The organism is Actinopolymorpha singaporensis (assembly GCF_900104745.1).
Taxonomy (GTDB): domain Bacteria; phylum Actinomycetota; class Actinomycetes; order Propionibacteriales; family Actinopolymorphaceae; genus Actinopolymorpha; species Actinopolymorpha singaporensis.
In genome coordinates, this window is record NZ_LT629732.1 from 3,808,164 (window position 1) to 3,830,916 (window position 22,753).

Here is a 22,753-nt window from a genome sequence, read left to right on the forward strand (position 1 = left end):
GCCGACTGTGCTGTGCGCCAGGCGTGGCATGGAGGGTCAAGCCGAACGCGGCGTGGGCCAGGCCCCGAGGACGACCGGGCCGACCCGAGCCGTGGACGGCCTGAGAGGATCGCCACCGTGAGTCGCTTCGTCTTCCGCTGCCCGCTGCGCTGGTCCGACATGGACGCGTACGGGCATGTGAACAACGTGGTCTACCTCCGCTACCTCGAGGAGGCGCGGGTCGCGATGTTCTTCGAGGGCGCGCGGACCGCCGGCGTGAGCACGTTCGAGGGAGAGCTGGTCGTCGTCCGGCACGAGATCGACTACCGCAGGCCGTTGGTGTTCGGGCCAGAGCCGATCGTCGTGGAGACCTGGGTGACCGACATCCGCAACTCGTCCTGCTCGCTGCGCTACGAGGTCAGGAACGACGATCTGGTCTACGCCGAGGCGCGCAGTGTGCTCGCCGCCTACGACGCTAAGGCCGGCCACGCTCGCCGGCTGACCGACCCCGAGCGCGCCTGGCTGGAGAAGTTCCGCGACGACGCCGCGCCGACGGGATGACGCCGAACCGAGGCCACTATGCCGGCTCGACCTCGGCGCGCTGAGAGCCACCGCCCTCGCGACGCTTCTGCTTCACGTCGATGCCGCCCCAGAAAGCGAACCCGGTGACGCGGATGATGGGCCTGCCATCCTGCGGATCGGCGTGCTGGGAGGTGCCGTCGAAGCCGCCCATGATCCCCACGCCGTCGATGATGACCGTGACGTCGTCGGGGACCACGATCTCGATGCCGCCCATCACCGCGAAGGCCCGGATCGTCGTCTCCTGCTGGGTGAACCGCGCCTCGCGCAGGTCGAGTTGGACACCGCCCATCATGGCGAACGCGGTGTAGGCGGGCGGCACCAGCCAGGCGCCGCGCCGGGTGGCACCCGACAGCACCGCGATCGAGAACGACTGGCCGGCGACCCCACCCGTGATCCGGGAGTCCGCTCCCGCGGGGGCGGCGGCCGACCGGGGCGGGTGCTCGACGGTCGAACCCACGCCGGGCAGGTCGCTGGTGAAGCGTTCGAGCTCGGCATAGGTCTTGGCCGCGTAGACGCCCTCGAGTCGCTCGTCGAGTTCTTCCAGGGTGAGGCGGCCCTCCCCGGCGGCGTCGCGGAGGACCTCGGCGACACGCTGCCGGTCGGCGTCCGAGGCCCGCAGATGGCTCGGGCCGATGGGTTCGGGAAGCTGGCTCACGGCGCAAGTTTAGGGTCTGCTCTGCCGATCATGCGCGACAAGCGACCGGGCGGCAGAGTCCGGACTCCGTATGTCCGACGCCCGACCTCGCCTTGCCACCCGCCGCCGCCGTGGTCTACGTTCCGAGCAAGCGCTTACCCGTCTGCCCGAACGCTCCCGTCGCGAAGGCCGGTGCCCGGGCCGGCCGGGGGCGCCCGCCGTTCGGCTGGCGCGGATCGCCAGCAGTTCGCCCAGCAGTTCGCCCAGCAGGTGCAGCGCAGATCGCCGAGAGGGAGTCTCGATGACCACGGAGCAGCCGTCCACCCAGGAGAGTGCCGTCGACGCCGGAACCATCATCCCCGGGTCCGGCGTTGGGCGGACCAGATACGCGGTGGTCGGGCTGGGGTCGCGCTCGCGGATGTTCACCACCGCGCTGCTCACCGAGTTCCGGGGCCGGGGGGAACTTGTCGCCCTGTGCGACCCGAACGAGACGCGGATGAACTACCACAACAAGTCGTTCGCCGACGAGTACGGCACCGAGCCGATCCCGACGTACCGTCCCGAGGAGTTCGTCTCGATGCTCGCCGAGCAACGGGTGGACGTGGTGATCGTGACGTCGATGGATCGTACGCACGACCACTACATCGTCGCCGCCATGGAGAACGGCTGCGACGTCATCAGCGAGAAGCCGCTGACCACCGACGCCGACAAGTGCCAACGCATCCTTGACACCCAGGCGCGCACCGGCCGCAAGCTGACCGTCTCGTTCAACTACCGCTACGCCCCGCGCAACTCCGCGGTCAAGGAACTCATCCAGTCGGGTGCCATCGGCGACGTCCTGTCCGTCCACTTCGAGTGGGTGCTGGACACAAAGCACGGGGCGGACTACTTCCGCCGCTGGCACCGCGACAAGCGCAACTCCGGCGGGCTGATGATCCACAAGGCCAGCCACCACTTCGATCTGGTCAACTGGTGGCTGGGGGAGACCCCGCGGACCGTCTTCGGCTTCGGCGACCTGAGGTTCTACGGCCGGGACAACGCCGAAAGCCGCGGTGAGGCGCCTCGGCCGTACCGCAGCCACGGCAGCCCCGACCTGGAATCCGACCCGTGGGCGATCGACCTCGCGGGCGAACCGACGCTGCGAGCCCTCTACCTGGACGCCGAGCACGAGGACGGCTACATCCGCGACCGCAGCGTCTTCACCGACGGCATCAGCATCGAGGACGACATGGCGGTGCTGGTGAAGTACCGCTCCGGCGCGACCCTCAGCTACCACCTCACGGCGTACTCGCCGTGGGAGGGCTACCGCGTCATGTTCAACGGCACCAAGGGCCGGCTCGAACTCGACGTGGAGGAACGCTCCTACGTCAGCGGTGCCGCGCAGGATCCGAACAAGCCCGGCGCCGGAAGCACCGACCCCACCAACCCGGAGCAGAACGCGGACGAACCGCCGGCCACGCCGATCGACGCGGCGCGGCTCACGCTGCGTCCGCTGTGGGACATCCCCAGGCGGGTGGAGGTCGAGGAGGGCAGCGGCGGCCACGGCGGCGGCGACCGGCGGCTGCTGAACGACCTGCTCGGCGACGCCGAGGCCGACCCGCTGGGCCGCGCGGCCACGCACGTCGACGGAGCGTACGCGATGCTCGTCGGCGCGGCGGCCAACCGTTCGTTCGCGACCGGAGCGCCGGTCGAGATCGCCGACCTGGTGGCCTTCCCCGGCGGCGGAGGACAGCCGAGATAACGCGGCCGACGACGAGGCTGCGGGCCGGTCTCAGCCGGCCCGCAGCCGGTAACGGTGGCCGGCCTGTGCGGTGAAGCCGATCACGTGGTCGGCGTCGTCGCGGGTGTGCGGCACCGGCTCGCCGGTGGTGCGGTCACACAGCGAGTACGACGAACTCACGAGGTTGGTGGACAGGCGCAGGTCGCGGGTCCGGCCGGGCAACAGGTCGATCCGCTCCGCCCGGCAGTCCACCCAGGTGGCGTCCACGGTGAGGTCTCCGCGGGCCCGTAACCCGCACACCCGCCCCCGGGACCACACCGCGGGCAGCGCCGGAAGCACGTGCACGAACGCCGTCCGGCCCTCCAGCCTGCTCTGCAGCAGCATCTCGGCCACGCCGGCCGTGGCGCCGAGGTTTCCGTCGATCTGGAACGGCGGATGGGTGTCCCACAGGTTGGGCAAGGTGGAGTTGCGCAGGAGTTCGCCCAGCATCAGGTGGGCGTGGTCGCCGTCGAGCAGCCGCGCCCAGAAGTTGACCTTCCACGCCTTGCTCCAGCCGGTGCCGCCGTCTCCACGGGCACGCAGGGACACCTGTGCCGCCTTGGCGAGATCCGGCGTGGTCAGCGGCGAGACCTGACTGCCCGGGTGCAGCGCGTAGAGGTGGGAGACGTGCCGGTGGTCGTCGGTCGCGACGTCGAGGTCGCCCTTCCACTCCTGCAGCTGTCCCCAGGAGCCGACCCGCAGACCGGGATCGAGACGAGCCAGAGTGTCAACCAGGCGTTGACGGAACTCGTCGTCGGCGTCCAGCACCTGCGCGGCGGCAAGAGTGTTGGTCAGCAGGTCCCACACGATCTGCTGTGACATCGACGCGCCGGCGGTGACCGGGCCGTGCTCGGGGGAGTAGCTCGGGGACACGACCAGCGTCCCGTCGGCGTCCTCGACCAGGAACCCGAGCCAGAACCGCGCCGCCTCGGCCATCACCGGATAGGCGTGTTCGCGCAGGAAGTCGACGTCGCCGCCGAACTCGTAGTGCTCCCACAGATGGCGGCACAGCCACGCGGCGGCTTCGGGAAACCAGAACGCCGTCGGCCAGTCGTGCACCCCGGTAAATCCCCAGACGTTGGTCTGGTTCTGGACCACCCAGCCCCCGACGCCACAGATCCGGCGAGCGGCCTCCCGGCCAGGCGGCCGCAGGCCGTCGATGTAGTCGATCAGGGGCCCGACGGTCTCGGCGAGGTTGGTGACGTGGGCCGGCCAGTAGTTCATCTGCAGGTTGATGTTGACGTGGTAGTCGCAGTTCCACGGCGGTGCTGTGGAGGTGTTCCAGCCGCCCTGCAGGTTGGCCGGTAGTGAGCCGGGACGGGACGAGGCGATCAGCAGATATCTGCCGTACTGGAAGAACAACGTCTCCAGCTCGCGGGCGTCCGGACCGGTGCCGTCGTAACGGGCGAGGAGTTCGTCGGTGGGCATCGGTGAGCGCGCGGGCTGGCCGAGGTCGAGGTGCACGCGGCCGAAGAGGTTCGCGTGGTCGGCGACGTGCGCGGCCCGCAGACTCGCGTACGGCTGCGCGGCGGCAGCGTTGACCCTGCGGGTGAGGCGGCGATGCGGGTCGCGGCCGCGATAGTCGGGAAACGTGGGGGCGTACGAAGTGCCCGCGCCGAGGATGACGGTGACCGCGTGCGCCTCCCGGACCAGGACGGAATCCTCGCAGTCGAAGAGCATTCCGTCCTCGGCGATGACGAGCACCTGTGACTCGTAGACGAGTTGGTTGTCGGGAAGCGAACCGCGGACGGTGATCCGTCCGTTGTGCACCCGCACATGTGCGCCGGCATGCGGCGTCTCGAGGCACACTGTCAACGACAGGTTGCGCGGCTCGCTCGCGCGCAGTCTGGTGACCAGCACGTCGGCGGGATAGCTGGCGAAGTGCTCGCGGGTGAAGCGTACTCCGTCCAGGTGGTAGTCGACCCAGGCGACTCCTTCGGACAGGCTGAGACCTCGTCGGTAGTCGAGGGGATCCACATCCGGATCGTGCAGGTCGAGGACGAGGGTTCCGAACGGCTGGAACGCGCCGAACGCCGTGGCCTGCTGGCCGAGTCTGGCTGCGAACCGGGCGGGCTCGACCGCGCCGGTGGCGGCGATCTCGCGGCGTACCTCCTCCAGCGCGCCGGGACGGGGTTGTGCCCACAGGCCGTGGCGGTAGGACCGGCCGTTCTCGACCGCGCCCGGTCCGCCGGTCCACAGCGACTTCTCGTTCAGGGTAAGGCGTTCGGTGGCGACCCCGCCGAACACCGACGCGGCAAGGCCGCCGTTGCCGATCGGCAGCGACTCGCGCTCCCAGTCGTGGGCCGGCGCTTCGTACCACAACGTCGACGCGTCAACGGCATCGGGAATCGACGGATCGGCTGTCGATCGTGAGGACGTAATGGCGAGCCTCCTGACGGTTGAGGTCGGGAACGGGCTCGAGCTAGTCCTTGATCGTACCTCCGCGATTTCGGTCGTGTCAGGAAGAGAGCATCATCGTGATGAGCGATGTAGGACAGGCGAAAACGCAGCCGTCGGACGAGGACGGAACCCCCGGGTGGGAACGCGAGGACGGGCTGAACAAGCAGAACTGCCGGGTGGTGAGTCCTGTGGAGACCCACCACCCGGCAGTTGTCACGTCGCTGTCACCTCACCCGAGCCGGATGGCTACACGCCCGGGATCTGCGGGACGCTCAGGAGGAGATGCGCAACCACACCGAGGTGTCGGTGGGCAGCTTGCCGTCCGGCAGCGGAGCGCTGGCGAGCAGCACCTCCGCGTCCGCGGGCAGCTCCACCGGCTCCGAACCGAGGTTGACCACGCACCGGAACGAGGAGCCGCGGTCGAACGCCAGCACGTCGGCGTCGCTGTCGCGCCACACCAGCTCGGCCTCGATCCCGGCCTCGCCCGCCCCGGACAGCTCGGCGAGCGAACGCCGCACCGACAGCGCCTGGCGGTAGAGCGAGAGTACGGAGTTCGGGTCGCCGGTCTGCGCCTGGACGGTGAGTTCCTTCCACTCGGCCGGCTGCGGCAGCCACGGCTGTGCGTCGCCGAAACCGAGCGCGGGTTCCTCACCGCTCCAGGGGAGCGGCACGCGGCAGCCGTCCCGGCCGCGGTGCTTGTGCCCGGACCGCTCCCAGATCGGGTCCTGCAGCGCCTCGACCGGGAGGTCCTCCACCTCGGCCAGGCCGAGTTCTTCACCCTGGTAGACGTACGCCCCGCCGGGCAGGCTCAGCATCAGCAGCGTGGCGGCCCGGGCCCGCGCGCACCCCAGCTCGACGTCGACCGGGACGGTGCCGGCCGGCTTGGCGATGTCCTCGGCCGCCCGGCCGTAACGGGTGACGTGGCGGATGACGTCGTGGTTGGACAGCACCCAGGTTGGCGGCGCGCCGACCTCGTTGAGCGAACTCAGCGTGTGGTCGACGGAGGCGCGCATCTGGGCGGCGTCCCAGCCGCGCTTGAGGAAGTCGAAGTTGAACGCGGTGTGCAGCTCGTCCGGGCGCAGGTAGCGCGCCAGCCGGTTGGCCTCCGTACGCACCCACGCCTCGGCGACGAACACCCGGGCACCCTCGGGGGTGCCGGCGTAGGACTCGGCCACGGCCCGCCAGGAGCGGTAGATGTCGTGCACGCCGTCGCGGTCCCAGTGCGGGTGGTCGGCGATCTCGGGCTCGGCGAGGAGCTCCTCGTCGTCCCAGCCGATGTCGGGCAGCGCCGGGTGCTTGTCCATTCCGTGCGCGACGTCGATCCGGAAGCCGTCCACGCCCCGGTCGAACCAGAACCGCAGGATGTCCTCGAACTCCCGGCGGACCTCAGGATTGGACCAGTTCAGGTCGGGCTGCTCGGGCGCGAACAGGTGGAGATACCACTCCTCGGGCACGCCCTCCTCGTCCAGGAGGCGGGTCCACGCCGGTCCGCCGAAGACCGAACGCCAGTCGTTGGGCGGGAACGCGCCGTCGGGCCCGTGACCGGGCCGGAACCAGTACCGCGCCCGCTCGGGCGAACCCGGGTCGGCGGCCAGCGCCTCCTTGAACCACGCGTGCTGGTCGGAGGTGTGGTTGGGAACGATGTCCAGGATCACCCGCAGACCGAGCTGGTGAGCCTCGGCGATCATCTCCTCGGCCTCTGCGAGGGTCCCGAACTCCGGCGCGATCGCCCGGAAGTCGGCCACGTCGTACCCGCCGTCGGCCATCGGCGAGACGTACCACGGGGTGATCCAGATCGCGTCCACCCCCAGCTCGGCGAGGTAGGGCAGCCGGGAACGGATACCGGCGATGTCGCCGATGCCGTCGCCGTTACCGTCGGCGAAGCTGCGGATGTAGATCTGGTAGATGACGGCGGTACGCCACCAGTTGGGCGAGGAGTTGCTCATGGAGGGGTAGCTTCCCGGTCGAGGGGATTTTCGGCAAGTCCCGAGCGGGACGGCTCCAGGGGTCCGCGGACAGACCCTAGAGCAGGTTGGGCCGCTGCCCCTCGACGGTGTTGACCAGTGAGTTGGCGGCCATCACGAAGTACGTCCACAGCTGGTGCTCGTGCTCGGGGTCCAGGCCGAGCTCGTCCACGGCCGTGCGCATGTGCCGCAGCCAGCGGTCGCGGGCGTCCTCGGTCACCGCGAACGGTACGTGCCGCATCCGCAGCCGCGGGTGACCGCGCTGCTCGGAGTAGGTGCGAGGCCCGCCCCAGTACTGCTCGAGGAACATCCGCAGCCGCACCTCGGCGGCGGCGAGATCCTCCTCGGGATAGAGCGCCCGCAGCTCGGGGTCGCTCGCCACCCCGGCGTAGAACCGGGCCACCAGTCGCTCGAAAGTGGCGTGGCCGCCGACCGCTTCGTAGAACGTCTCACTCATCGCGTTCCATTGTGACAACAGGCGGCGGCGAGGCGGCTGCCAGGTGGCAGGCGACGTGGTGGCGGTCCGGCTCGGCGGCGAGCACCGGCAGGGGAGTACGCAGACACGACGGCGCCACCCCGGCCGCCTCGGACGCACCGGAGGCGAGAGCGGGACAACGCGGGTGGAACCGGCACCCCGTGGGAATCGACGTGGCGTCCGGTGGCTCGCCGGCCAGCACGATCGGCCCCGGTACCGGCGAGTCGGGCAGCACCGACACCAGCGCGCGGGTGTAGGGGTGCCGCGGAGCGGACAGGACCTCCTCGGTGGGACCGGACTCCACGATCCGGCCGAGGTACATCACCGCCAGCCGGTCGGCGATGCTCCACGCGAGCCCCAGGTCGTGGGTGACCACCAGCGCGGCCAGCCCGAACTCGTCGCGCAGCCGCAGAAGCAGGGCCAGGATCTCGCCGCGTACCGAGGCGTCCAGGGAGGCCACCGGCTCGTCGGCGATGATCACCTTCGGCTCGAGGACGAGGGCGCCGGCGATCACCACCCGCTGCCGCTGCCCGCCGGACAGCTCGTGGGGGTAGGCGAGGAAGAAGCGTTCGGCCGGCCGCAGCCCGCACCGGGACAGCGCCCGGGCGACCCGGTCGCGTTCGTTGTCGGTGATCCCGTGGATGCGCAGGCCCTCCGCGACCGCCTCGTAGACGGTGTGCCGGGGGTTGAGCGCGCCGGTCGGGTCCTGCAGGACGAGCTGGACGGCTCGCCGGTACGCCTTGAGATCGGCACCGGAGGTCGCCATCGGCGCACCGGCGTAGGTGACGGTGCCGGCGCTGGGCTTCACCAGGCCGAGCATGGCCCGGGCCAACGTCGTCTTGCCGCAGCCGGACTCACCGGCCAGGGCGAGGATCTCCCCGGGCGCGAGGTCGAGGTCGACCCCGTCGACGGCCCGGGCCCGGCGGCCGCCGCGTACGCCGAAGTCGACGCGCAGGCCGCGAGCGGACAGGATCGGCCCGGACAGGATCGGCCCGGACGCCTGGTCGTTCATCGCGTACTCCTCGGGCGGTCGGCCGGCTGCTCGGACCGGTCCGCGGCCGAGGCGGCGCCGGACCCCGGATACCCCTCGACGCGCACGCAGGCCGCGGCGCGCTCCGACCCGGCCGGCCAGAGGTCCACCGGCGTCGACGGGCACTCCGGGAGGACGACCGGGCAGCGCGGATGAAACGGACAGCCGCCCGGGATGTCGGTCGGATCCGGCGGGTCGCCGCCCAGCCCGCGCGGGCGCCCACGCGAGGCGAGGTCGCCGACGGTGGGGAAGGCCGATGACAAGGCGGCGGCGTACGGGTGCCGCGGGTCGGCGAAGACGCTGCCGGCCGGGCCGAGCTCGACCACCTTCCCGGCGTACATCACCGCGAGCCGCCGGCAGTGCGCCGACAGCACCGAGAGGTCGTGGCTGATCATCAGCAGCGCGATGTCGCGTTCGGCGACCAGCCGGCCGAGCAGCTCCAGCACCTGTGCCTGGATCATCACGTCGAGCGCCGTGGTCGCCTCGTCGGCGATGACCAGCCGCGGTGAGCAGGCCAGCGCCATGGCGATCATCACCCGCTGCCGCTGCCCGCCGGAGAGTTCGTGCGGGTAGCTGCGGGCGCGCCACGCCGGCAGTCCCACCTGGGTGAGCAACTCCTCGGCGCGGCGCAGCGCTACCGCCTCGCCGACGCGTTCGTGCACCAGGATGGGTTCGGCGACCTGCCGGCCGATCCGGTGGACGGGGTTCAGCGCGTGCATGGCGCCCTGGAAGACGATGGACGCCCCGGCCCAGCGGACGGCCCGCAGCTTGCCCCAGGACATGCCGAGCACGTCCTCGCCGTCGACCAGAACCTGCCCGTCGACGGTCGTGCCGGCCGGCAGCAGCCGCAGCATGGCCAGGGCGAGGGTGGACTTGCCGCATCCGGACTCACCGGCGATGCCCAGGGTCTCGCCCGGCGCCAAGGAGAGGTCGACACCGCGGACGGCGGGGATGTCGCCGCGCGAGCCGTGGTAGGTGACCGCCAGGTCGCGGATCTCCAGCAGCGACATCTACCGCCCCCGCAGTCTCGGGTTGAACACCGCTTCCAGCGCGCGTCCGCACAACGTGAAGCAGAGGACGACGACCAGGATGGCCAGGCCCGGGGTGAGGAGGTACCACCAGGCGCCGAACGTCACCGCGCCGGAGGAGTTCGCCCGGCTGAGCATGCTGCCCCACGACACCCGGGCCGGGTCGCCGAGCCCGAGGAAGGACAGCGTGGCCTCGGCCAGCACGGCGCTGGCGACCTCCAGTGTGGTGCTGGCCAGCACCAGAGGCATGACGTTCGGGAGCACGTGCCGGGTCATCTGGTGCCAGTGGCCGGCGCCGAGCGCGCGGGCGCGTTCGAGGTACGGCCGGGCCTCCACCGCGAGCGTCTGCGCCCGGATCAGCCGCGCGGTGCCCGCCCAGGAGGTCACCCCGATCGCGATCACGATGGTGGTCAGGCTCGGGCCGAGCACAGCGGCCAGGGCGATCGCCAGCACCAGGCGGGGCAGCACGATGAACCAGTCGGTCACCCGCATCAGCAGGCCGGTGAACCAGCCGCCGAAGTGCCCGGCGGCGATGCCGACCAGGGTGCCGATCCCCATCGCCAGCAGAGTGGCCGTCACCCCGACCAGCAACGAGATCCGCGCACCCCACAAGGTGAGCAGCAGCACCGAACGGCCGGTCTCGTCGGTGCCCAGCGGGAACGCCGCACTCGGCGGCTGCAGCCGGTCGCCGGTGGCCTGGGTGACGTCCAGCCCGGCGCTGTCGGTGATCAGGGGAGCGGCCAGGGCGAGTACGACGATGACCGCCATCCCGGCCAGGCCGGCCAGCCCGGCGGGCTGGCGGCAGTAGCCGGCCCAGAACCGGAGCAGGGCGGCCTTGCGGCGTTCGCGGACCACCGAGCGCACCGAACGCAGTTCCTTCGCGACCGGCGCTCCAGCGTCGGCAGGTGTCCCGGAGCCGGCCGGTGTCCCGGTGTCGGGAGGTGTGGTCATGAGTGGCGCACCCTCGGGTCGAGGAACCGGTACACCACGTCGGCCGCGGTGTTGGCCAGGATCACCGCCGTGGAGAAGAACAGGAACGTCCCCTGCAGCAGTGGCAGGTCGGGGATGCGCAGCGCCTGGTAGGCGAGCAGTCCCAGGCCGGGCCAGCTGAACACCGTCTCGGTGAGGATCGCGCCGCCCACCACGCCGCCCAGCTGGAGGAAGACGAGGGTGACCGTGGGCAGCAGTGCGTTGGGTACGGCATGCCGGCGGCGTACGTCGTCGTCACGCAGGCCCTTGGCGCGGGCGGTGACGAGATAGTCGGCGTCCTTCTCGTCCAGGATCGACGAGCGCATCACCAGGACGTACTGCGCGTAGATCACCGCGGTCATGGTGAGCACCGGCAGCACCAGGTGGTGCAGCGTGTCGAGCGCCTGCGGCCAGAAGCCGTCCGGGGTGTAGGGGGAGACCATGCCGTTGATGGGGAACAGCCCGAGATACCGGGCGAACACCATGATGACGATCATCCCGAACCAGAACGTCGGTGCCGACCACAGCGTGAGCGACACGCCCACCTGCACCTTGTCGAACGTGCTGCCCTGGCGCCAGCCGGCGCGGGTGCCGATCCACAGCCCGAGCGACACGGCCAGCACGAGCGCGGTGCCGGTGAGCAGCACCGTCGCGCCGAGCCGGGCACCGATCAGCGACGTGACGGGCTGTTGGTACTGGTACGACTGGCCGAGGTCTCCGGTGAGCACGCCCTGCAGGTAGTGCAGGAACTGCAGCGAGAGCGGCTGGTCCAGACCGAGCCGGTGCCGCAGCGCGGCGCGTTCGGCGGGTGTGGTCGGCACGTCCCTGGTCAGCGCGTCGACGGGATCGCCGCCCAGGACGCGGAACAGGAAGAACGCCGAGAACACCACCATCAGCAGTGACACGGCGGCACCGCCCAGCTTGGCCAGCGCGTACTTCGCGAAGCCGCGGCCGGCAGCAGCCGAGCCGCCACCGGCTGAGCCGCCGCCTGCCGCAGCGGCGCCCGGCGACTCCGCGACCAGCGAGGGATCCATGCTCATCCGCGACGGCTACTCTCGCTCGTCGGCGGTCCGGCGGCGCCGCACCACGACCAGGGCGGCGGCCGCGGCGACCACCACGACGACGGCTCCGCCACCGAGATAGAGCCCGGTGCGCGACTCCTTCTGCTCCTCCTTCACCACCGGCTTGGCCGAGGCGTAGGCCCAGTTGCCCTGCTGGCCGGAGATCATGCCCCGCTTGGCGGGCTGCTTGACGAAGCCGGTCCAGCGGTCGCTGCGGTAGGCCTCCAGCGTGTCGGCGTACCGCAGGGTGATGACCGGGGCCTGGGTGTAGAGGATCTGCTGCATCTGCTTGACGAGCCGCGCCCGGCTGGCGAGGTCGGTCTCCCGCTTCTGCTGCTCGTGCAACTTGTCGTAGGCGGGGTTGCAGTAGAAGGTGTCGGTGTCGCGCTGGGTGCCGGAGGCGTCGTCGGGGAGCACGCCGCACGTGTGCAGGCTGAGGATCGACGTCGGGTCGGGCCCCACGCCCCAACCGGAGAAGATGATGTCGTACTTCCCGAGGTAGAGCAGGTCGTTGAGCTTGGTGAAGTCGGCGCTCTCGATCTTGGTGTCGATGCCGATCTCCTTCCACCAGCCCTTGAGGTACTCGGAGTCGGTGGCCTCCGACGGGGTGTCGGCGTGGTTGAGCAGCCGGAACTTCAGCGGCCGGCCGTTGCCGGGCATCCGCCGGATGCCGTCGGGGCCGCGCTTGTAGCCCGCCTGGTCGAGGATGCGGTTGGCCTCGGCGAGGTCGAACTTCACCTTCTCCGACGCGCTGGGCTGCCAGAAGTACGTACTGAAGATCGGCGGGATGTAGCTCACGCCGGGCTGGGCGAGGCCGTCGTTGACCTTCCTGATCAGCTCGTCCTTGTCGACGGCGTGGTGGATCGCCTGCCGGACCCGGACGTCCTTCAGCGCCGGATGCCCGTCGCCGAACGCCCTGCCGGCCTTGGTACGCGCGCCGACGTTGAACGTGATGGAGCCGAACCGGCGGTTCTGGGCCTGGTTGAGCGTGATCCCGGGCTTGTTCCTCAGCGCCTTGTACTGCGCGGGAGTGAGGCCGCTCACCAGGTCGACCTCGCCGGCGAGCAGTGCCTGCACGCCCGCGTCGGGAGTCTTGTAGTAGCGGAAGACGAGTTCGTCGTAGGCGGGCGCACCGTCCCAGTAGCTCCTGTTCGCCTTCAGCCGGATGTACTGGTCGGTCTTGAACTCCACCACCTGGAACGGTCCGGAGCCGACCAGCGGGAAGTCGAAGTTCTTGAAGTCGCCGATGTTCTCGACCTTCGACCAGATGTGCTCGGGCACGATCGCGTTGTCGAGCGCGAGCATCTGGTTGGTCGGCCGCTTGAGCTTGATGACGAGGGTGGTGTCGTCGGGCGCGTCGACGCCGGCGAAGTTCTCCACCAGGTCCGAGGAGGACGCCCGGGCCGCCTTGTCGGTCATCATCAGGCGGTAGGTGAACTCGGCGTCGTGCGCGGTCAGCGGCTTGCCGTCGGAGAACTTCACACCCTTGCGGATCGTGTAGGTCCAGGTCAGGTGGTCCGGCGACTCCTCCCACTTCGTGGCCAGGCCCGGGATCGGCTTGAAGTCCTTCGCACTCCAGTCGATGAGGGAGTCGTAGGTCAGCCCGGCGACGGTGTAGCCGATCGCGAAGAACGACATGAACGGGTTGAACGTGTCCACCGACTGCGACGCGGCCACGACGAGTTGCTTCGGCTGCTTCTGCGCCGGCGCCTCCTCGGCGTGCCCGACGCCGCCGGGGAGTACGAGCGCGACCACGGCGAACAGCGCCGCAAGGACGGCGAGAGCTCTCGTCCGTGATCGGGTGACTGTCCGCATGGGCTCCTCCTGAGGCGACCACGAGGATCCCCGCGCACGGCCGGTGCACAGGGTCCCCGAGGTGGATGTCACGAATGTGATCCCACAAGAAAGTTGCTGCCGAGCGTTGTACCAGGCAAGTAACTGACCAAGATCGCGACGATGTTGACCTCCGGTGGTACGCCGGGTCAAGGGGCTGGGCGGTTCGGACACCGAGCCGTAACGTGAGCGACGTCGTGACGCGGCGGGGCCGCGGGTGGGACGGCCCGATCGCAGGGCAGGATGGCGTGGTAGGACGAAACCACCCCAACGACCACCGAACGACCGGAGGATCCATGGCCACCACGCGTACGGCGAACGCCCACTGGGAGGGCTCCCTGATGGAGGGGGCCGGCCGAGTCTCGCTGGACTCGTCGGGCATCGGCACCTACGACGTCACCTGGGCGTCGCGGGCCGAGAACGCCGCCAGCGGGCGGACCAGCCCGGAGGAGCTCATCGCCGCAGCCCACTCGACCTGCTACTCGATGGCGCTCTCGCACGGGCTCGCCCAGGCGGGCACGCCGCCGGAGAAGGTCGACACCAAGGCGGACGTGACGTTCCAGCCCGGCGAGGGCATCACCGGTATCCACCTGACCGTGCGCGCGAGCGTGCCCGGTCTGGACGCCGACGGGTTCGCCACCGCGGCCGAGACCGCCAAGGAGAACTGCCCGGTGTCGAAGGCGCTCGCCGGCACCAAGATCACCCTCGACGCCGCGCTGGTCTGATCGTCGTACCAGCCCGAACGTCACACCGGAACGTACGTCACACCGGATCGGGCCGGCCGGGGGTCACACCCCGGCGGCCTGGCCCGGCTGCCCGGGCCAGATCGGCGCGGGCACCCGGATGCCCTTGGCGTCGAACAGCGCCTTCAGTCGCAGTCGCAGCTCCCGCTGTACGCCGAAGTGCTCGTTGGGCCGGGTCTTGCCGATCATCCGCAGGGTCAGCGCGGCGCCGTTGACCTCCTCGATCCCGACGACGTGCGGCGCCTCCAGGATCCGGTCGCGCCATTCGTCCTCGTCGCTGAGCGCGCGAGCGGTGTCGTTGATGAGTTCCTCGACCTGGGCGACGTCCTCGTCGTAGGCGACCGAGACGTCGAGGACCAGGCTCGACCAGCCCTGGCTCTTGTTGCCCACGCGTACGATCTCGCCGTTGCGGACGTGCCACAGCACGCCGTCGCCGTCCCGCAGCCGCGTCACCCGCAGGCCGATACCCTCCACGGTGCCGGTGGCCTGGCCCATGTCGATGACGTCGCCGACGCCGTACTGGTCCTCCAGCAGCATGAACACGCCGGAGATGAAGTCCTTGACGAGGTTCTGCGCGCCGAAGCCGATCGCGACGCCCACCACGCCGGCGCTGGCGATGATCGGCGCGAGGTTGTAGCCGAGTTGCTCGAGCACCATGAGGAAGGTGACGCCGAAGATCACGGCGGTGCTGATGCTCTTGAACAGCGAGCCCAGTGCGTGCGCGCGCTGGACCCGGCGCTCGTGGTAGAGCCCACCGGGACTGGACAGCAGCGCGGCCGCCTTCTGGCTGCCGAGGAAGTTCTTCGGCTTCGGCAGCCCGGCTGTCGTGCCGACCACCCGGTCGATCAGCCGGCTGAGGGCGAACCTGACGGCGACTCCCAGCACGATCAGGAACGCGATGTGCGCGGGCACGTCGGCAAGCTCGGTGAATCGTTGCCAGGTGAGCGCTAGATCCATCTGTCGGATTCCAAGGTGGCGCGGGGGCGTCGGACCTCCCCGAGCCTAGGTGGATGCCCTGGACGCGTGGCCACCAGCCCGTGTGATCGCCGTTCGTTCGGCCGTACGAGACGGATGGTTCGCACCGGATGGTCGGTCCGCCCGGTTCGGTTGTGTGCCCGGTGGTGTGCCCGGTGGTGTGCCCCTCGGCGAGCCCGGATGGTTGGGCGGCGGGGCACTCGCGCGAGCGCGGGCCGGGGTGAGTACGGTTGGGGTCCGTGACGAAGGGTAGGGCGATGATCGGTCGGGCTTTGCCGCGTGTTCTCGTCGTGGGTTCCCTGGCGACCGTCGGTGCCGTCGGCTCGGCGAGCGTCGCGCTGGCGGGGACCCCCGACACCTGGACCAAGGAAGCGCCGATGCCGATGCTGGAGGTGCTCGGTATCTACGCCGGCATCCCGCTCGGGTTGTTCGCGCTGATCAGCTTGCTGGTGGTGACGCCGTCGCTGATCCGCAGTTCACGCGTGCAGCCCGGTGCCTCCTGGAGCGGCCAGCCGGAGTGGTTCGGTGACCGGCCGGGCGCGGTGGAGAGCGCGGAGGCCGAGCGCACCGAGCGGTCCACGGGCGGTCCCGAGGGTTCCACCGGCGCCGGACGAGGGGGCGCGGGTGGCCAGTGGTGACACGCTCAGCCCACGCGAGCGCGCCGACATCGAACGCGCGGTACGCGTCGCCGAGCAACTCTCCGGCCTGAGCTTCTCCGTCTACGTCGGCCCGGCCGAGGTTCCCGTGCGGGAGTACGCCGAAAACCTCCACGCCGAGCTGGCCGCCCCCGAACACAGCGTTCTGGTGATGGTCGACCCCGGCCAGCGTCAGCTGGAGATCGTGACCGGGACGGAGGCCCGCCGCTTCCTCCGCGACACCGACTGCCAGCTGGTGGTTCTGGGCATGCGGTCGGCGTTCGCCGACGGTGACCTGGTGGGTGGGCTGGTGTCCGGCGTACAGCAGCTCGGCGACCATGCTCGCCACCCCCGCACGGTGCACACCGACGAGCCGTAGGATCGCCGGCCCCTCACGCGTGTTCGACCCGGCATCACCCCAGCGTTCGGCCCCACCGTCTCCACAGCGAGGAGCCGTCCCCATGGTCGCCTCTGGCATGTCGATTCCCGCAGCACTCGGTCCGCTGCCCGCCGGGTACGCCGGTCTCTACCGGCGGCTGTACCACGTGGTGGACGCCGACGAACGGATCCGGGCCATGTGGCTGTCAGGGTCGCTGGCCCGTGGGGACGCCGACGCCGGGTCGGACCTGGACGTTCTCCTCGCCGTACGCGACGACGACTTCGACGCCTTCGCCGGCTCGTGGCGCGACTGGCTGGCGACCGTCACGCCGGCGCTGATCGCCCGGGCGCTGCCGTTCGCCTCCGGCGCCTTCTACGTCACGACGACGGACTGCCTGCGCCTGGACGTGGTGACCGAACCGGTCTCCAAGCTCGCCGAGACGCCGCACCGCCACCGGCTCGTCGTCCTCGACCGCGACGGGCTGGACGCCACGGTGCCCGCACCAGAGCCCGGCCGGGGCCCCGACACCGAGCAGATGGCCCGGCTGGTGGAGGAGTTCTTCCGGCAGCAGGCCATCTTCCCCGCAATGGTGGCGCGCGGCGACTGGCTGTGCGTGTGTGTCGGCGTGCAGCAGGCCCAGCAGATGCTGTACGAGCTGTTCGTCCAGGCCAACCAGCCGCTGCCCCCGATGGGGATCAAGCGGTGGAGCGCGAAGCTCACCCCCGAACAGCGTGCGGTGCTGGAGAGCCTGCCGGCCCCCACTGCGAAACCGGCCTCGGCGATCACCGCGATGCGGGCGACCGCGCTGGCGTGGCGGTTCGTCGGCCGGCAGACCCTGGCGGCGGCCGGCGTGCCGTGGCCTACGGAGCTGGACCGCGCTGTCGGTGCGTACGTCGACCGCGAGGTTCCCTCCTTCCTCGAGGAGACGTCGGCACCTGACACCTGTCCCTGAGCGCCGTCGCGCTGAACCTCGGTGGTGGCCGGCGTGGGAGATCCGGACCGCACGGAAGTGTGGACACTTACGGGTGTCGTAGCCCCCATAAGGCTCCACACTTCAGCGCCTGCGACGTCTGCGACACGAACGAAGGGCCGGCGCCAGGTCGTCTGGCACCGGCCCTTCCGCTCGCTCAGTGGCCCCCTTCCTCAACTCCGCAAAGGGTCGGGCCTGCCTCGAGGCTGGTCGTCAACTCAGGCTTGCGCGTCGCGCTCCTGCGCCCGAAGCCCGCGCTCGATGTCGGCAACGCCCTCCTCGACCAGCCGGCGCACGGCGGGCACCGGCTGCTTCTCCTCCAGCCAGGCACGCACCCGGTCGACCGTGTCCTGCGTGGCGAGCTGACGCGGGAAGAGGCCGATCAGGACGTACTGCGCCATCTCGTTGGCCTTGCGGTCCCAGACCCAGCCGGCCGCGTCGAGGTAGCGGTCGACGTACTCCGCGAGCAGTTCCTCCTGGGCGGGCTGCCAGAAACCGCGGATGGTGCGGAACTGCGTCTGGTTGGGTACGTCGTCGCGGTCGACGGCCATCTCCCAGGCGCGGGCCTTTGCCTCCGCCGTGGGCAGCGAGGCCCTGGCGTGTGCGGCGGCCTCCTGGCCCTTGATGGTGGCGTCGCGTTCGAGTTCGGCGTCGATCCGCTCGTCCCCGATCGCTCCGAGCCGGGCGAGGTTCTGCACCAGCAGCCAGCGCAGCTCGGCGTCGACGGCCAGGCCGTCCAGGACGACCGCGCCCTCGAGCAGGTCACCGAGGTAACCGGCGTGCTCGGCGATGGCCGCCGAGGCGAACGAGCGCACGAGCGCGAGCTGGTGGTCGCTGCCGGGCTCGGCGTCCTGGGCCAGGGCGAGCACGCCCGCGGCGAACGCCCGGCGCGCCTCCTCCCGCCGTTCGGGCGCGGTGTACATCTCCACGGCGGTGGCGGCGGTGCGCAGCAGCAGCTGGACGACGTTGATGTCCGGCTCCTTGCCCACCCCGCTCAGCACCAGCGCGAGGTAGTCGCGGGCCGCCAGCTCCGCGTCCCGGGTCATGTCCCACGCGGCGGTCCAGCACAGCGACCGGGGCAGTGAGTCGGTCAGGTCGCCGATGTGGTCGACCAGGGTGGAAAGCGACCGGTCGTCCAGCCGGATCTTGGCGTAGGTGAGGTCGTCGTCGTTGAGCAGGATCAGGTCCGGGCGCCGGGCACCCACCAGCTGGGGCACCTCGGTGCGTGCGCCCACGACGTCCAGCTCCACCCGGTCGCGGCGGACCAGGCCCTCGTCGGTGCGGTCGTACAGGCCGACGGCAACCCGGTGCGAGCGCAGCGTGGGCTGCTCGGCGATCGCGGACTGCAGCACCGCGAACGAACCGAACTTCCCCTCGGCGTCCTCGTCGAACTCCGCCCGCAGGGTGTTGACGCCGGCCGTCTCCAGCCACTCCCGGCTCCACGCGTCCAGGTCGCGGCCGCTGGTCTCCTCCAGCGCCTCGCGCAGGTCGGCGAGCGAGGCGTTGCGCCATTCGTACGCCTTGAAGTAGTGGCGCAGGCCGGCGAAGAACTCCTCCCGCCCGACCCAGGCCACCAGCTGCTTCAGGACGCTCGCGCCCTTGGCGTAGGTGATGCCGTCGAAGTTGACCTCGACGTCCTCGAGGTCGCGGATGTCGGCGGAGATCGGGTGGGTCGAGGGGAGCTGGTCCTGGCGGTAGGCCCAGGTCTTGTCGGTGTTGGCGAACGTCGTCCAGGCATGCGTCCACCGGGTCGACTCGGCCTGGCACAGCACGCTGGCGTACGTCGCGAACGACTCGTTCAGCCACAGGTCGTCCCACCAGCGCATGGTGACCAGGTCGCCGAACCACATGTGCGCCAGCTCGTGCAGGATCGTCACCGCCCGGGCCTCGTACGACGCGTCGGTGGTGCGGCTGCGGTAGAGGTACTCGTCCCGGATCGTCACGCAGCCGGCGTTCTCCATCGCGCCCATGTTGTACTCGGGCACGAACAGCTGGTCGTACTTCGCGAACGGGTACGGGTAGTCGAACAGCTCCTCGAAGAACGCGAACCCGCGCTTGGTGACGTCGAAGATCTCCTCGGCGTCGAGGTACTCGGCCAGCGAGGCGCGGCAGTAGACGTCCATCGGGATCTCGGCGTGCGTACCCGCGTAGGTGTCGCGTACCACGTGGTAGGGCCCGGCGACCAGCGCGGTGATGTAGGTCGAGATCCGCGGCGTCGCGTCGAACCGCCACACCGCCACGCCCTCGCCCGCTGCCTCCGGCTCGGGGGTGGGGGAGTTGGACACCACCCGCCAGGAGCTGGGCGCGGTGACCGTCAGCGCGAACGTGCCCTTGAGGTCGGGCTGCTCGAACGTGGCGTACATCCGGCGCGCGTCCGGCACCTCGAACTGCGTGTAGAGGTAGGCCTCGCCGTCCACCGGGTCGAAGAACCGGTGCAGTCCCTCACCGGTGTTCATGTACGCGGCGTCGGCGACCACCCGCAGCTCGTTGTCGGCGGCGAGGTCGGTCAGCGTGATCCGGGACCCGTCGTAGACCTCGGCGGGATCCAGCGAACGGCCGTTGAGGGTCACCTCGCGGACGGTGGGGGCGATCAGGTCGACGAACGTGGTCGCGCCGGGCTCGGTGCTGGTGAACCGGAGCACCGTCGTGGACGAGAACGTCCTTGCCTGCTGGTCGGTGGCGGTGGTCAGGTCGAGGTGTACGTCGTAACCGTCGACCGACAGGAGACGGGCGCGCTCACGGGCCTCGTCGCGGGTGAGGTTCGTGCCTGGCATGTCGGCCATCCTTCCACGCGACTCCCGGAGGCGGCGACCGAGATCGGGCACTCGCCGTCGCGGAGGCAGTGATCGGGAATGCCGCCGCGGTCCGGCCGGTTGCCCTCGTTTGGGGCGATCTTCGCCGTGAGCGGCGCGACGCCGCGACCGGCCGAACGCCGTGAGCGGCGCAACGCCGTGAGCGACAGAACACGAGGAGGAGTACGCATGGCCGAGCAGCGCGAGACCGCTGACTTCTGGTTCGACCCGATCTGTCCGTGGGCGTGGATCACGTCGCGCTGGATGCTGGAGGTCGAGCAGGTACGGCCGGTGCGGACGCGCTGGCACGTCATGAGCCTGGCCGTCCTGAACTCCGGGCGGGACCTGTCGGAGGACTACAAGAAGTCCATGGACACCTCCTGGGGGCCGGTGCGGATCGCGATCGCGGCGGCGCAGCGGGCCGAGCAGGAGGGCAACGAACCCAGCGAGGTGCTCGGCAGGCTCTACACCGAACTCGGCACCCGCTTCCACCACGAGAAGAAGCCGCGCGAGCGCGCGACGTACGAGGAGGCGCTGGCGGCCGCCGGACTTCCGGCCGACCTGGTCGAGGCCGCCGAGTCGACCGACTACGACGAGGCGCTGCGCAAGAGCCACGCCGAGGGCATGGACCAGGTGGGGTACGAGGTCGGTACGCCGGTGATCAGCGTGGCCGGCTCGGCGTTCTTCGGCCCGGTCGTCTCGCCGATTCCGCGCGGTGAGGCCGCCGGCCGGCTCTGGGACGGCGTTCGCCTGGTCGCCGGGACCGACGGGTTCTTCGAGCTGAAGCGCAGCCGCACCCGGGGGCCGGTCTTCGACTGAGCTCCACCGAGCTGGAGTTGGCTCGACCGAATTACGCTGAGTTTGTTGGAGCCTCCCGGGGCCCTGGGCGTCCGAGCGCATGCCAGGGCCCCGGGAGCGTTGTGCCGGGGCAGAAGTTTCACCCTCAGGTCGACCTTCAGGTCCGTGACGGAATCCACACCCGCCGACCGGACAGGGCGTACCGGGCAGGGGGCGTACCGGGCAGGCCGAGGCCGAGGGCGACACTCCGGATCCTCCGGGCGCGCCGGCCCGCCGGGGGCGGTTCCGCGGCGCGACGCGCGCATGGCACTCCTCCTGGTACCAGCCCCTGGGGGTGGTACCGGCTTCGGTAAGCCGGGATGGGGAAGAGATCGACTGCCTACGCCGACGAAGATTTCACGGCTACGTCACTCTACGAGGTCGAAACGCCGAAAAAGATACGCAGCGTGACCGAAATGTGTCCAGGGGTTGGCCTGGGAGCATCAGCCCTGGTTGGCGGGCTCGGCGGGCTCGGCCGCCAGGGGCTCGGCCGAGCCGTCGCCACGGACGCGCAGCGACCGCTGGACCAGTCCGATGACCGCCGCGACCAGGGCCGTCACCGCCACCGTGCTCAACGCCGTCCGTAGGCCCACCTGGTCGGCGAGGAACCCGATCAGCGGCGGCCCGGCCAGCATCCCGGTGTTGCCGATGGTGGAGGCCAGGCCGACGCCGCGGGGGCCGCCGATCGCGCCGGCCCGGGCGATCGCCACCGGGAACATGTTCGCCAGGCCCAGCCCGACCGCCAACAGCCCGGCGAAGGCCACCGCGAGGGTGCCCGCCCATGCGGTGACGAGGACGCCGGCGGCGGCGAGCACCGCTCCGCCGCTGAGTACCCAGGTCTCACCGAGCCGCTCGATCAGCCGGCCGCCGGTCAGCCGCCCGGTCGCGATCGCCACCGAGTAGACGCCGAAGCCGTACGCCGCCACCCCGGCCGCCGCGCCGAGGTCCTCCCGCAGGTGGAGCGCCACCCAGTCGCCGATGGCTCCCTCGCCGTAGGCCGTGCACAACGCGACCACGCCGAGCAGCACGACGGCGAGGCTGATCGGCGTACGCGCGGCCCGTCGTACCGGCTCGTGCTCCTTCGCGGCCGCCGCGGCCGTGCCCTCGGAGCGAACGGGCCGGTCGGCGCCGGTGAGCAGCATCGGCCGGGCGAACCCGACCGCGACCAGGACACCGGCCACCGCGACCACCGCGAAGTGCTCGACGGCGGTGAGGTGCGCGGCGAGCAGGCCGCCGATCACCGCGCCGACCAGCCCGCCGACGCTCCACAGGCCGTGCATCGGCGACATGATCGCCCGGCCGGACGTCGACTCGATCTCCACCGCAGCGCTGTTGAGCGCGACCAGCAGCACGCCGTAGATCGCACCGAACACGAACAGGATGGCGCCGAGGGCGACCACCGAACGCGCCAGCGCGGGCGTGACCAGCCCGGCGCACACCAGCGGAAACGACGCGACGAGCACCGTGCGGGTGCCCAGGCGTTCGCAGAGCCCGCCCGCGAAGTACATCGACGCCGCCGAGCTCACCGTCATGCACAACAGGGCCAGCCCGAGCGCCGTGGCCGACGCCCCGACCTGGTTCTTGATCTCGGGGATGCGGACGATCCAACTGGCGAACAGCACGCCGTCGGCGGCGAAGAACACCGTCAACGGGTACAGCCGGGTGACCGGGTGGCGGCCTCCGGTCAGGAGCTGGCGGGGTGACACGG

General features: G+C 70.7%; 19 protein-coding genes. 7 read left to right on the plus strand and 12 right to left on the minus strand.

Translation table 11 applies throughout. The annotated features are described in order from the left end of the window. Window positions 1-117: 117 nt before the first annotated feature. Window positions 118-540, plus strand: coding sequence for an acyl-CoA thioesterase (locus tag BLU27_RS17290; RefSeq protein ID WP_157728615.1), 423 nt, complete (start codon window positions 118-120; stop codon window positions 538-540). A 16-nt stretch (window positions 541-556) separates the two neighbouring features. On the opposite strand, the gene BLU27_RS17295 is transcribed toward BLU27_RS17290, so the two are convergent. Continuing rightward, on the minus strand, window positions 557-1,216 hold the full coding sequence (locus BLU27_RS17295) for a DUF1707 SHOCT-like domain-containing protein (RefSeq protein ID WP_092654714.1): 660 nt from the start codon (window positions 1,214-1,216) through the stop codon (window positions 557-559). 280 nt (window positions 1,217-1,496) lie between these two features. Between BLU27_RS17295 and BLU27_RS17300 the strand changes: the two genes are divergently transcribed. Further along, window positions 1,497-2,936: a Gfo/Idh/MocA family oxidoreductase gene (locus BLU27_RS17300; protein WP_092654715.1), complete on the plus strand. Its 1,440-nt coding sequence runs from the start codon at window positions 1,497-1,499 to the stop codon at window positions 2,934-2,936. Between the two features lie 30 nt (window positions 2,937-2,966). On the opposite strand, the gene BLU27_RS17305 is transcribed toward BLU27_RS17300, so the two are convergent. From BLU27_RS17305 to BLU27_RS17340, 8 genes are all read right to left on the minus strand, one after another. Next, the gene (locus BLU27_RS17305) at window positions 2,967-5,276 is read right to left on the minus strand and encodes a glycoside hydrolase family 95 protein (protein WP_092654716.1); all 2,310 of its coding nucleotides are present in this window, start codon (window positions 5,274-5,276) and stop codon (window positions 2,967-2,969) included. A 350-nt stretch (window positions 5,277-5,626) separates the two neighbouring features. Then, window positions 5,627-7,300 carry a glycoside hydrolase family 13 protein gene (locus tag BLU27_RS17310; protein WP_092654717.1) on the minus strand — a complete coding sequence of 558 codons (1,674 nt, stop codon included), beginning with the start codon at window positions 7,298-7,300 and terminating at the stop codon, window positions 5,627-5,629. Window positions 7,301-7,376: 76 nt separating this feature from the next. After that, window positions 7,377-7,775 (minus strand): globin, encoded by a 399-nt coding sequence (locus tag BLU27_RS17315; RefSeq protein ID WP_092654718.1) that lies wholly within the window; start codon window positions 7,773-7,775, stop codon window positions 7,377-7,379. Then, window positions 7,768-8,805, minus strand: coding sequence for an ABC transporter ATP-binding protein (locus BLU27_RS17320; RefSeq protein WP_092654719.1), 1,038 nt, complete (start codon window positions 8,803-8,805; stop codon window positions 7,768-7,770). The genes BLU27_RS17315 and BLU27_RS17320 overlap by 8 nt, the downstream gene beginning before the upstream one ends. Then, a complete protein-coding gene (locus BLU27_RS17325) occupies window positions 8,802-9,833 on the minus strand; it encodes an ABC transporter ATP-binding protein (RefSeq protein WP_092654720.1) in 1,032 nt (343 codons plus the stop codon). The genes BLU27_RS17320 and BLU27_RS17325 overlap by 4 nt, the downstream gene beginning before the upstream one ends. Then, entirely contained in the window at window positions 9,834-10,802 is a 969-nt protein-coding gene (locus tag BLU27_RS17330) for an ABC transporter permease (protein WP_092654721.1), read from the minus strand. Next, window positions 10,799-11,860 (minus strand): ABC transporter permease, encoded by a 1,062-nt coding sequence (locus BLU27_RS17335; RefSeq protein ID WP_092654722.1) that lies wholly within the window; start codon window positions 11,858-11,860, stop codon window positions 10,799-10,801. The genes BLU27_RS17330 and BLU27_RS17335 overlap by 4 nt, the downstream gene beginning before the upstream one ends. A gap of 9 nt (window positions 11,861-11,869) precedes the next feature. After that, window positions 11,870-13,696: an ABC transporter substrate-binding protein gene (locus tag BLU27_RS17340; protein ID WP_092654723.1), complete on the minus strand. Its 1,827-nt coding sequence runs from the start codon at window positions 13,694-13,696 to the stop codon at window positions 11,870-11,872. 314 nt (window positions 13,697-14,010) lie between these two features. Here BLU27_RS17340 and BLU27_RS17345 point away from each other — a divergent pair, with 314 nt between their 5' ends. After that, window positions 14,011-14,439, plus strand: a complete 429-nt coding sequence (locus BLU27_RS17345; RefSeq protein ID WP_092654724.1) for an OsmC family protein — start codon at window positions 14,011-14,013, stop codon at window positions 14,437-14,439. A gap of 63 nt (window positions 14,440-14,502) precedes the next feature. Here the strand turns inward: BLU27_RS17345 and BLU27_RS17350 are convergent, their stop codons facing one another. Then, window positions 14,503-15,414, minus strand: a complete 912-nt coding sequence (locus BLU27_RS17350) for a mechanosensitive ion channel family protein (RefSeq protein WP_092654725.1) — start codon at window positions 15,412-15,414, stop codon at window positions 14,503-14,505. A gap of 257 nt (window positions 15,415-15,671) precedes the next feature. On the opposite strand from BLU27_RS17350, the gene BLU27_RS17355 reads away from it, so the two are divergent. The 3 genes from BLU27_RS17355 to BLU27_RS17365 all read left to right on the plus strand — a co-directional run bounded on the left by BLU27_RS17355 (window position 15,672) and on the right by BLU27_RS17365 (window position 17,398). Then, entirely contained in the window at window positions 15,672-16,070 is a 399-nt protein-coding gene (locus BLU27_RS17355; RefSeq protein ID WP_157728616.1) for a hypothetical protein, read from the plus strand. Next, window positions 16,057-16,446 (plus strand): DUF5130 family protein, encoded by a 390-nt coding sequence (locus BLU27_RS17360; RefSeq protein ID WP_092654727.1) that lies wholly within the window; start codon window positions 16,057-16,059, stop codon window positions 16,444-16,446. The genes BLU27_RS17355 and BLU27_RS17360 overlap by 14 nt, the downstream gene beginning before the upstream one ends. An 82-nt stretch (window positions 16,447-16,528) precedes the next feature. Then, a complete protein-coding gene (locus BLU27_RS17365; RefSeq protein WP_092654728.1) occupies window positions 16,529-17,398 on the plus strand; it encodes an aminoglycoside 6-adenylyltransferase in 870 nt (289 codons plus the stop codon). Window positions 17,399-17,634: 236 nt separating this feature from the next. Here the strand turns inward: BLU27_RS17365 and pepN are convergent, their stop codons facing one another. Further along, window positions 17,635-20,190: an aminopeptidase N gene (gene pepN / locus BLU27_RS17370; RefSeq protein WP_092657823.1), complete on the minus strand. Its 2,556-nt coding sequence runs from the start codon at window positions 20,188-20,190 to the stop codon at window positions 17,635-17,637. A gap of 207 nt (window positions 20,191-20,397) precedes the next feature. On the opposite strand from pepN, the gene BLU27_RS17375 reads away from it, so the two are divergent. Further along, window positions 20,398-21,027, plus strand: coding sequence for a mycothiol-dependent nitroreductase Rv2466c family protein (locus BLU27_RS17375; RefSeq protein ID WP_092654729.1), 630 nt, complete (start codon window positions 20,398-20,400; stop codon window positions 21,025-21,027). 461 nt (window positions 21,028-21,488) lie between these two features. Here BLU27_RS17375 and BLU27_RS17380 read toward each other — a convergent pair whose 3' ends face one another. Next, window positions 21,489-22,751, minus strand: a complete 1,263-nt coding sequence (locus BLU27_RS17380; protein WP_197681474.1) for an MFS transporter — start codon at window positions 22,749-22,751, stop codon at window positions 21,489-21,491. Window positions 22,752-22,753 lie beyond the last annotated feature (2 nt).

What these genes read in the sequence shown, in the direction of transcription:
- pepN (WP_092657823.1), bottom strand. Translation starts at nt 20,190, where the DNA reads ATGCCAGGCACGAACCTCACCCGCGACGAGGCCCGTGAGCGCGCCCGT.
- BLU27_RS17335 (WP_092654722.1), bottom strand. Translation starts at nt 11,860, where the DNA reads ATGAGCATGGATCCCTCGCTGGTCGCGGAGTCGCCGGGCGCCGCTGCG.
- BLU27_RS17320 (WP_092654719.1), bottom strand. Translation starts at nt 8,805, where the DNA reads ATGAACGACCAGGCGTCCGGGCCGATCCTGTCCGGGCCGATCCTGTCC.
- BLU27_RS17330 (WP_092654721.1), bottom strand. Translation starts at nt 10,802, where the DNA reads ATGACCACACCTCCCGACACCGGGACACCGGCCGGCTCCGGGACACCT.
- BLU27_RS17365 (WP_092654728.1), top strand. Translation starts at nt 16,529, where the DNA reads ATGGTCGCCTCTGGCATGTCGATTCCCGCAGCACTCGGTCCGCTGCCC.
- BLU27_RS17345 (WP_092654724.1), top strand. Translation starts at nt 14,011, where the DNA reads ATGGCCACCACGCGTACGGCGAACGCCCACTGGGAGGGCTCCCTGATG.
- BLU27_RS17375 (WP_092654729.1), top strand. Translation starts at nt 20,398, where the DNA reads ATGGCCGAGCAGCGCGAGACCGCTGACTTCTGGTTCGACCCGATCTGT.
- BLU27_RS17340 (WP_092654723.1), bottom strand. Translation starts at nt 13,696, where the DNA reads ATGCGGACAGTCACCCGATCACGGACGAGAGCTCTCGCCGTCCTTGCG.
- BLU27_RS17300 (WP_092654715.1), top strand. Translation starts at nt 1,497, where the DNA reads ATGACCACGGAGCAGCCGTCCACCCAGGAGAGTGCCGTCGACGCCGGA.
- BLU27_RS17310 (WP_092654717.1), bottom strand. Translation starts at nt 7,300, where the DNA reads ATGAGCAACTCCTCGCCCAACTGGTGGCGTACCGCCGTCATCTACCAG.
- BLU27_RS17350 (WP_092654725.1), bottom strand. Translation starts at nt 15,414, where the DNA reads ATGGATCTAGCGCTCACCTGGCAACGATTCACCGAGCTTGCCGACGTG.
- BLU27_RS17325 (WP_092654720.1), bottom strand. Translation starts at nt 9,833, where the DNA reads ATGTCGCTGCTGGAGATCCGCGACCTGGCGGTCACCTACCACGGCTCG.
- BLU27_RS17315 (WP_092654718.1), bottom strand. Translation starts at nt 7,775, where the DNA reads ATGAGTGAGACGTTCTACGAAGCGGTCGGCGGCCACGCCACTTTCGAG.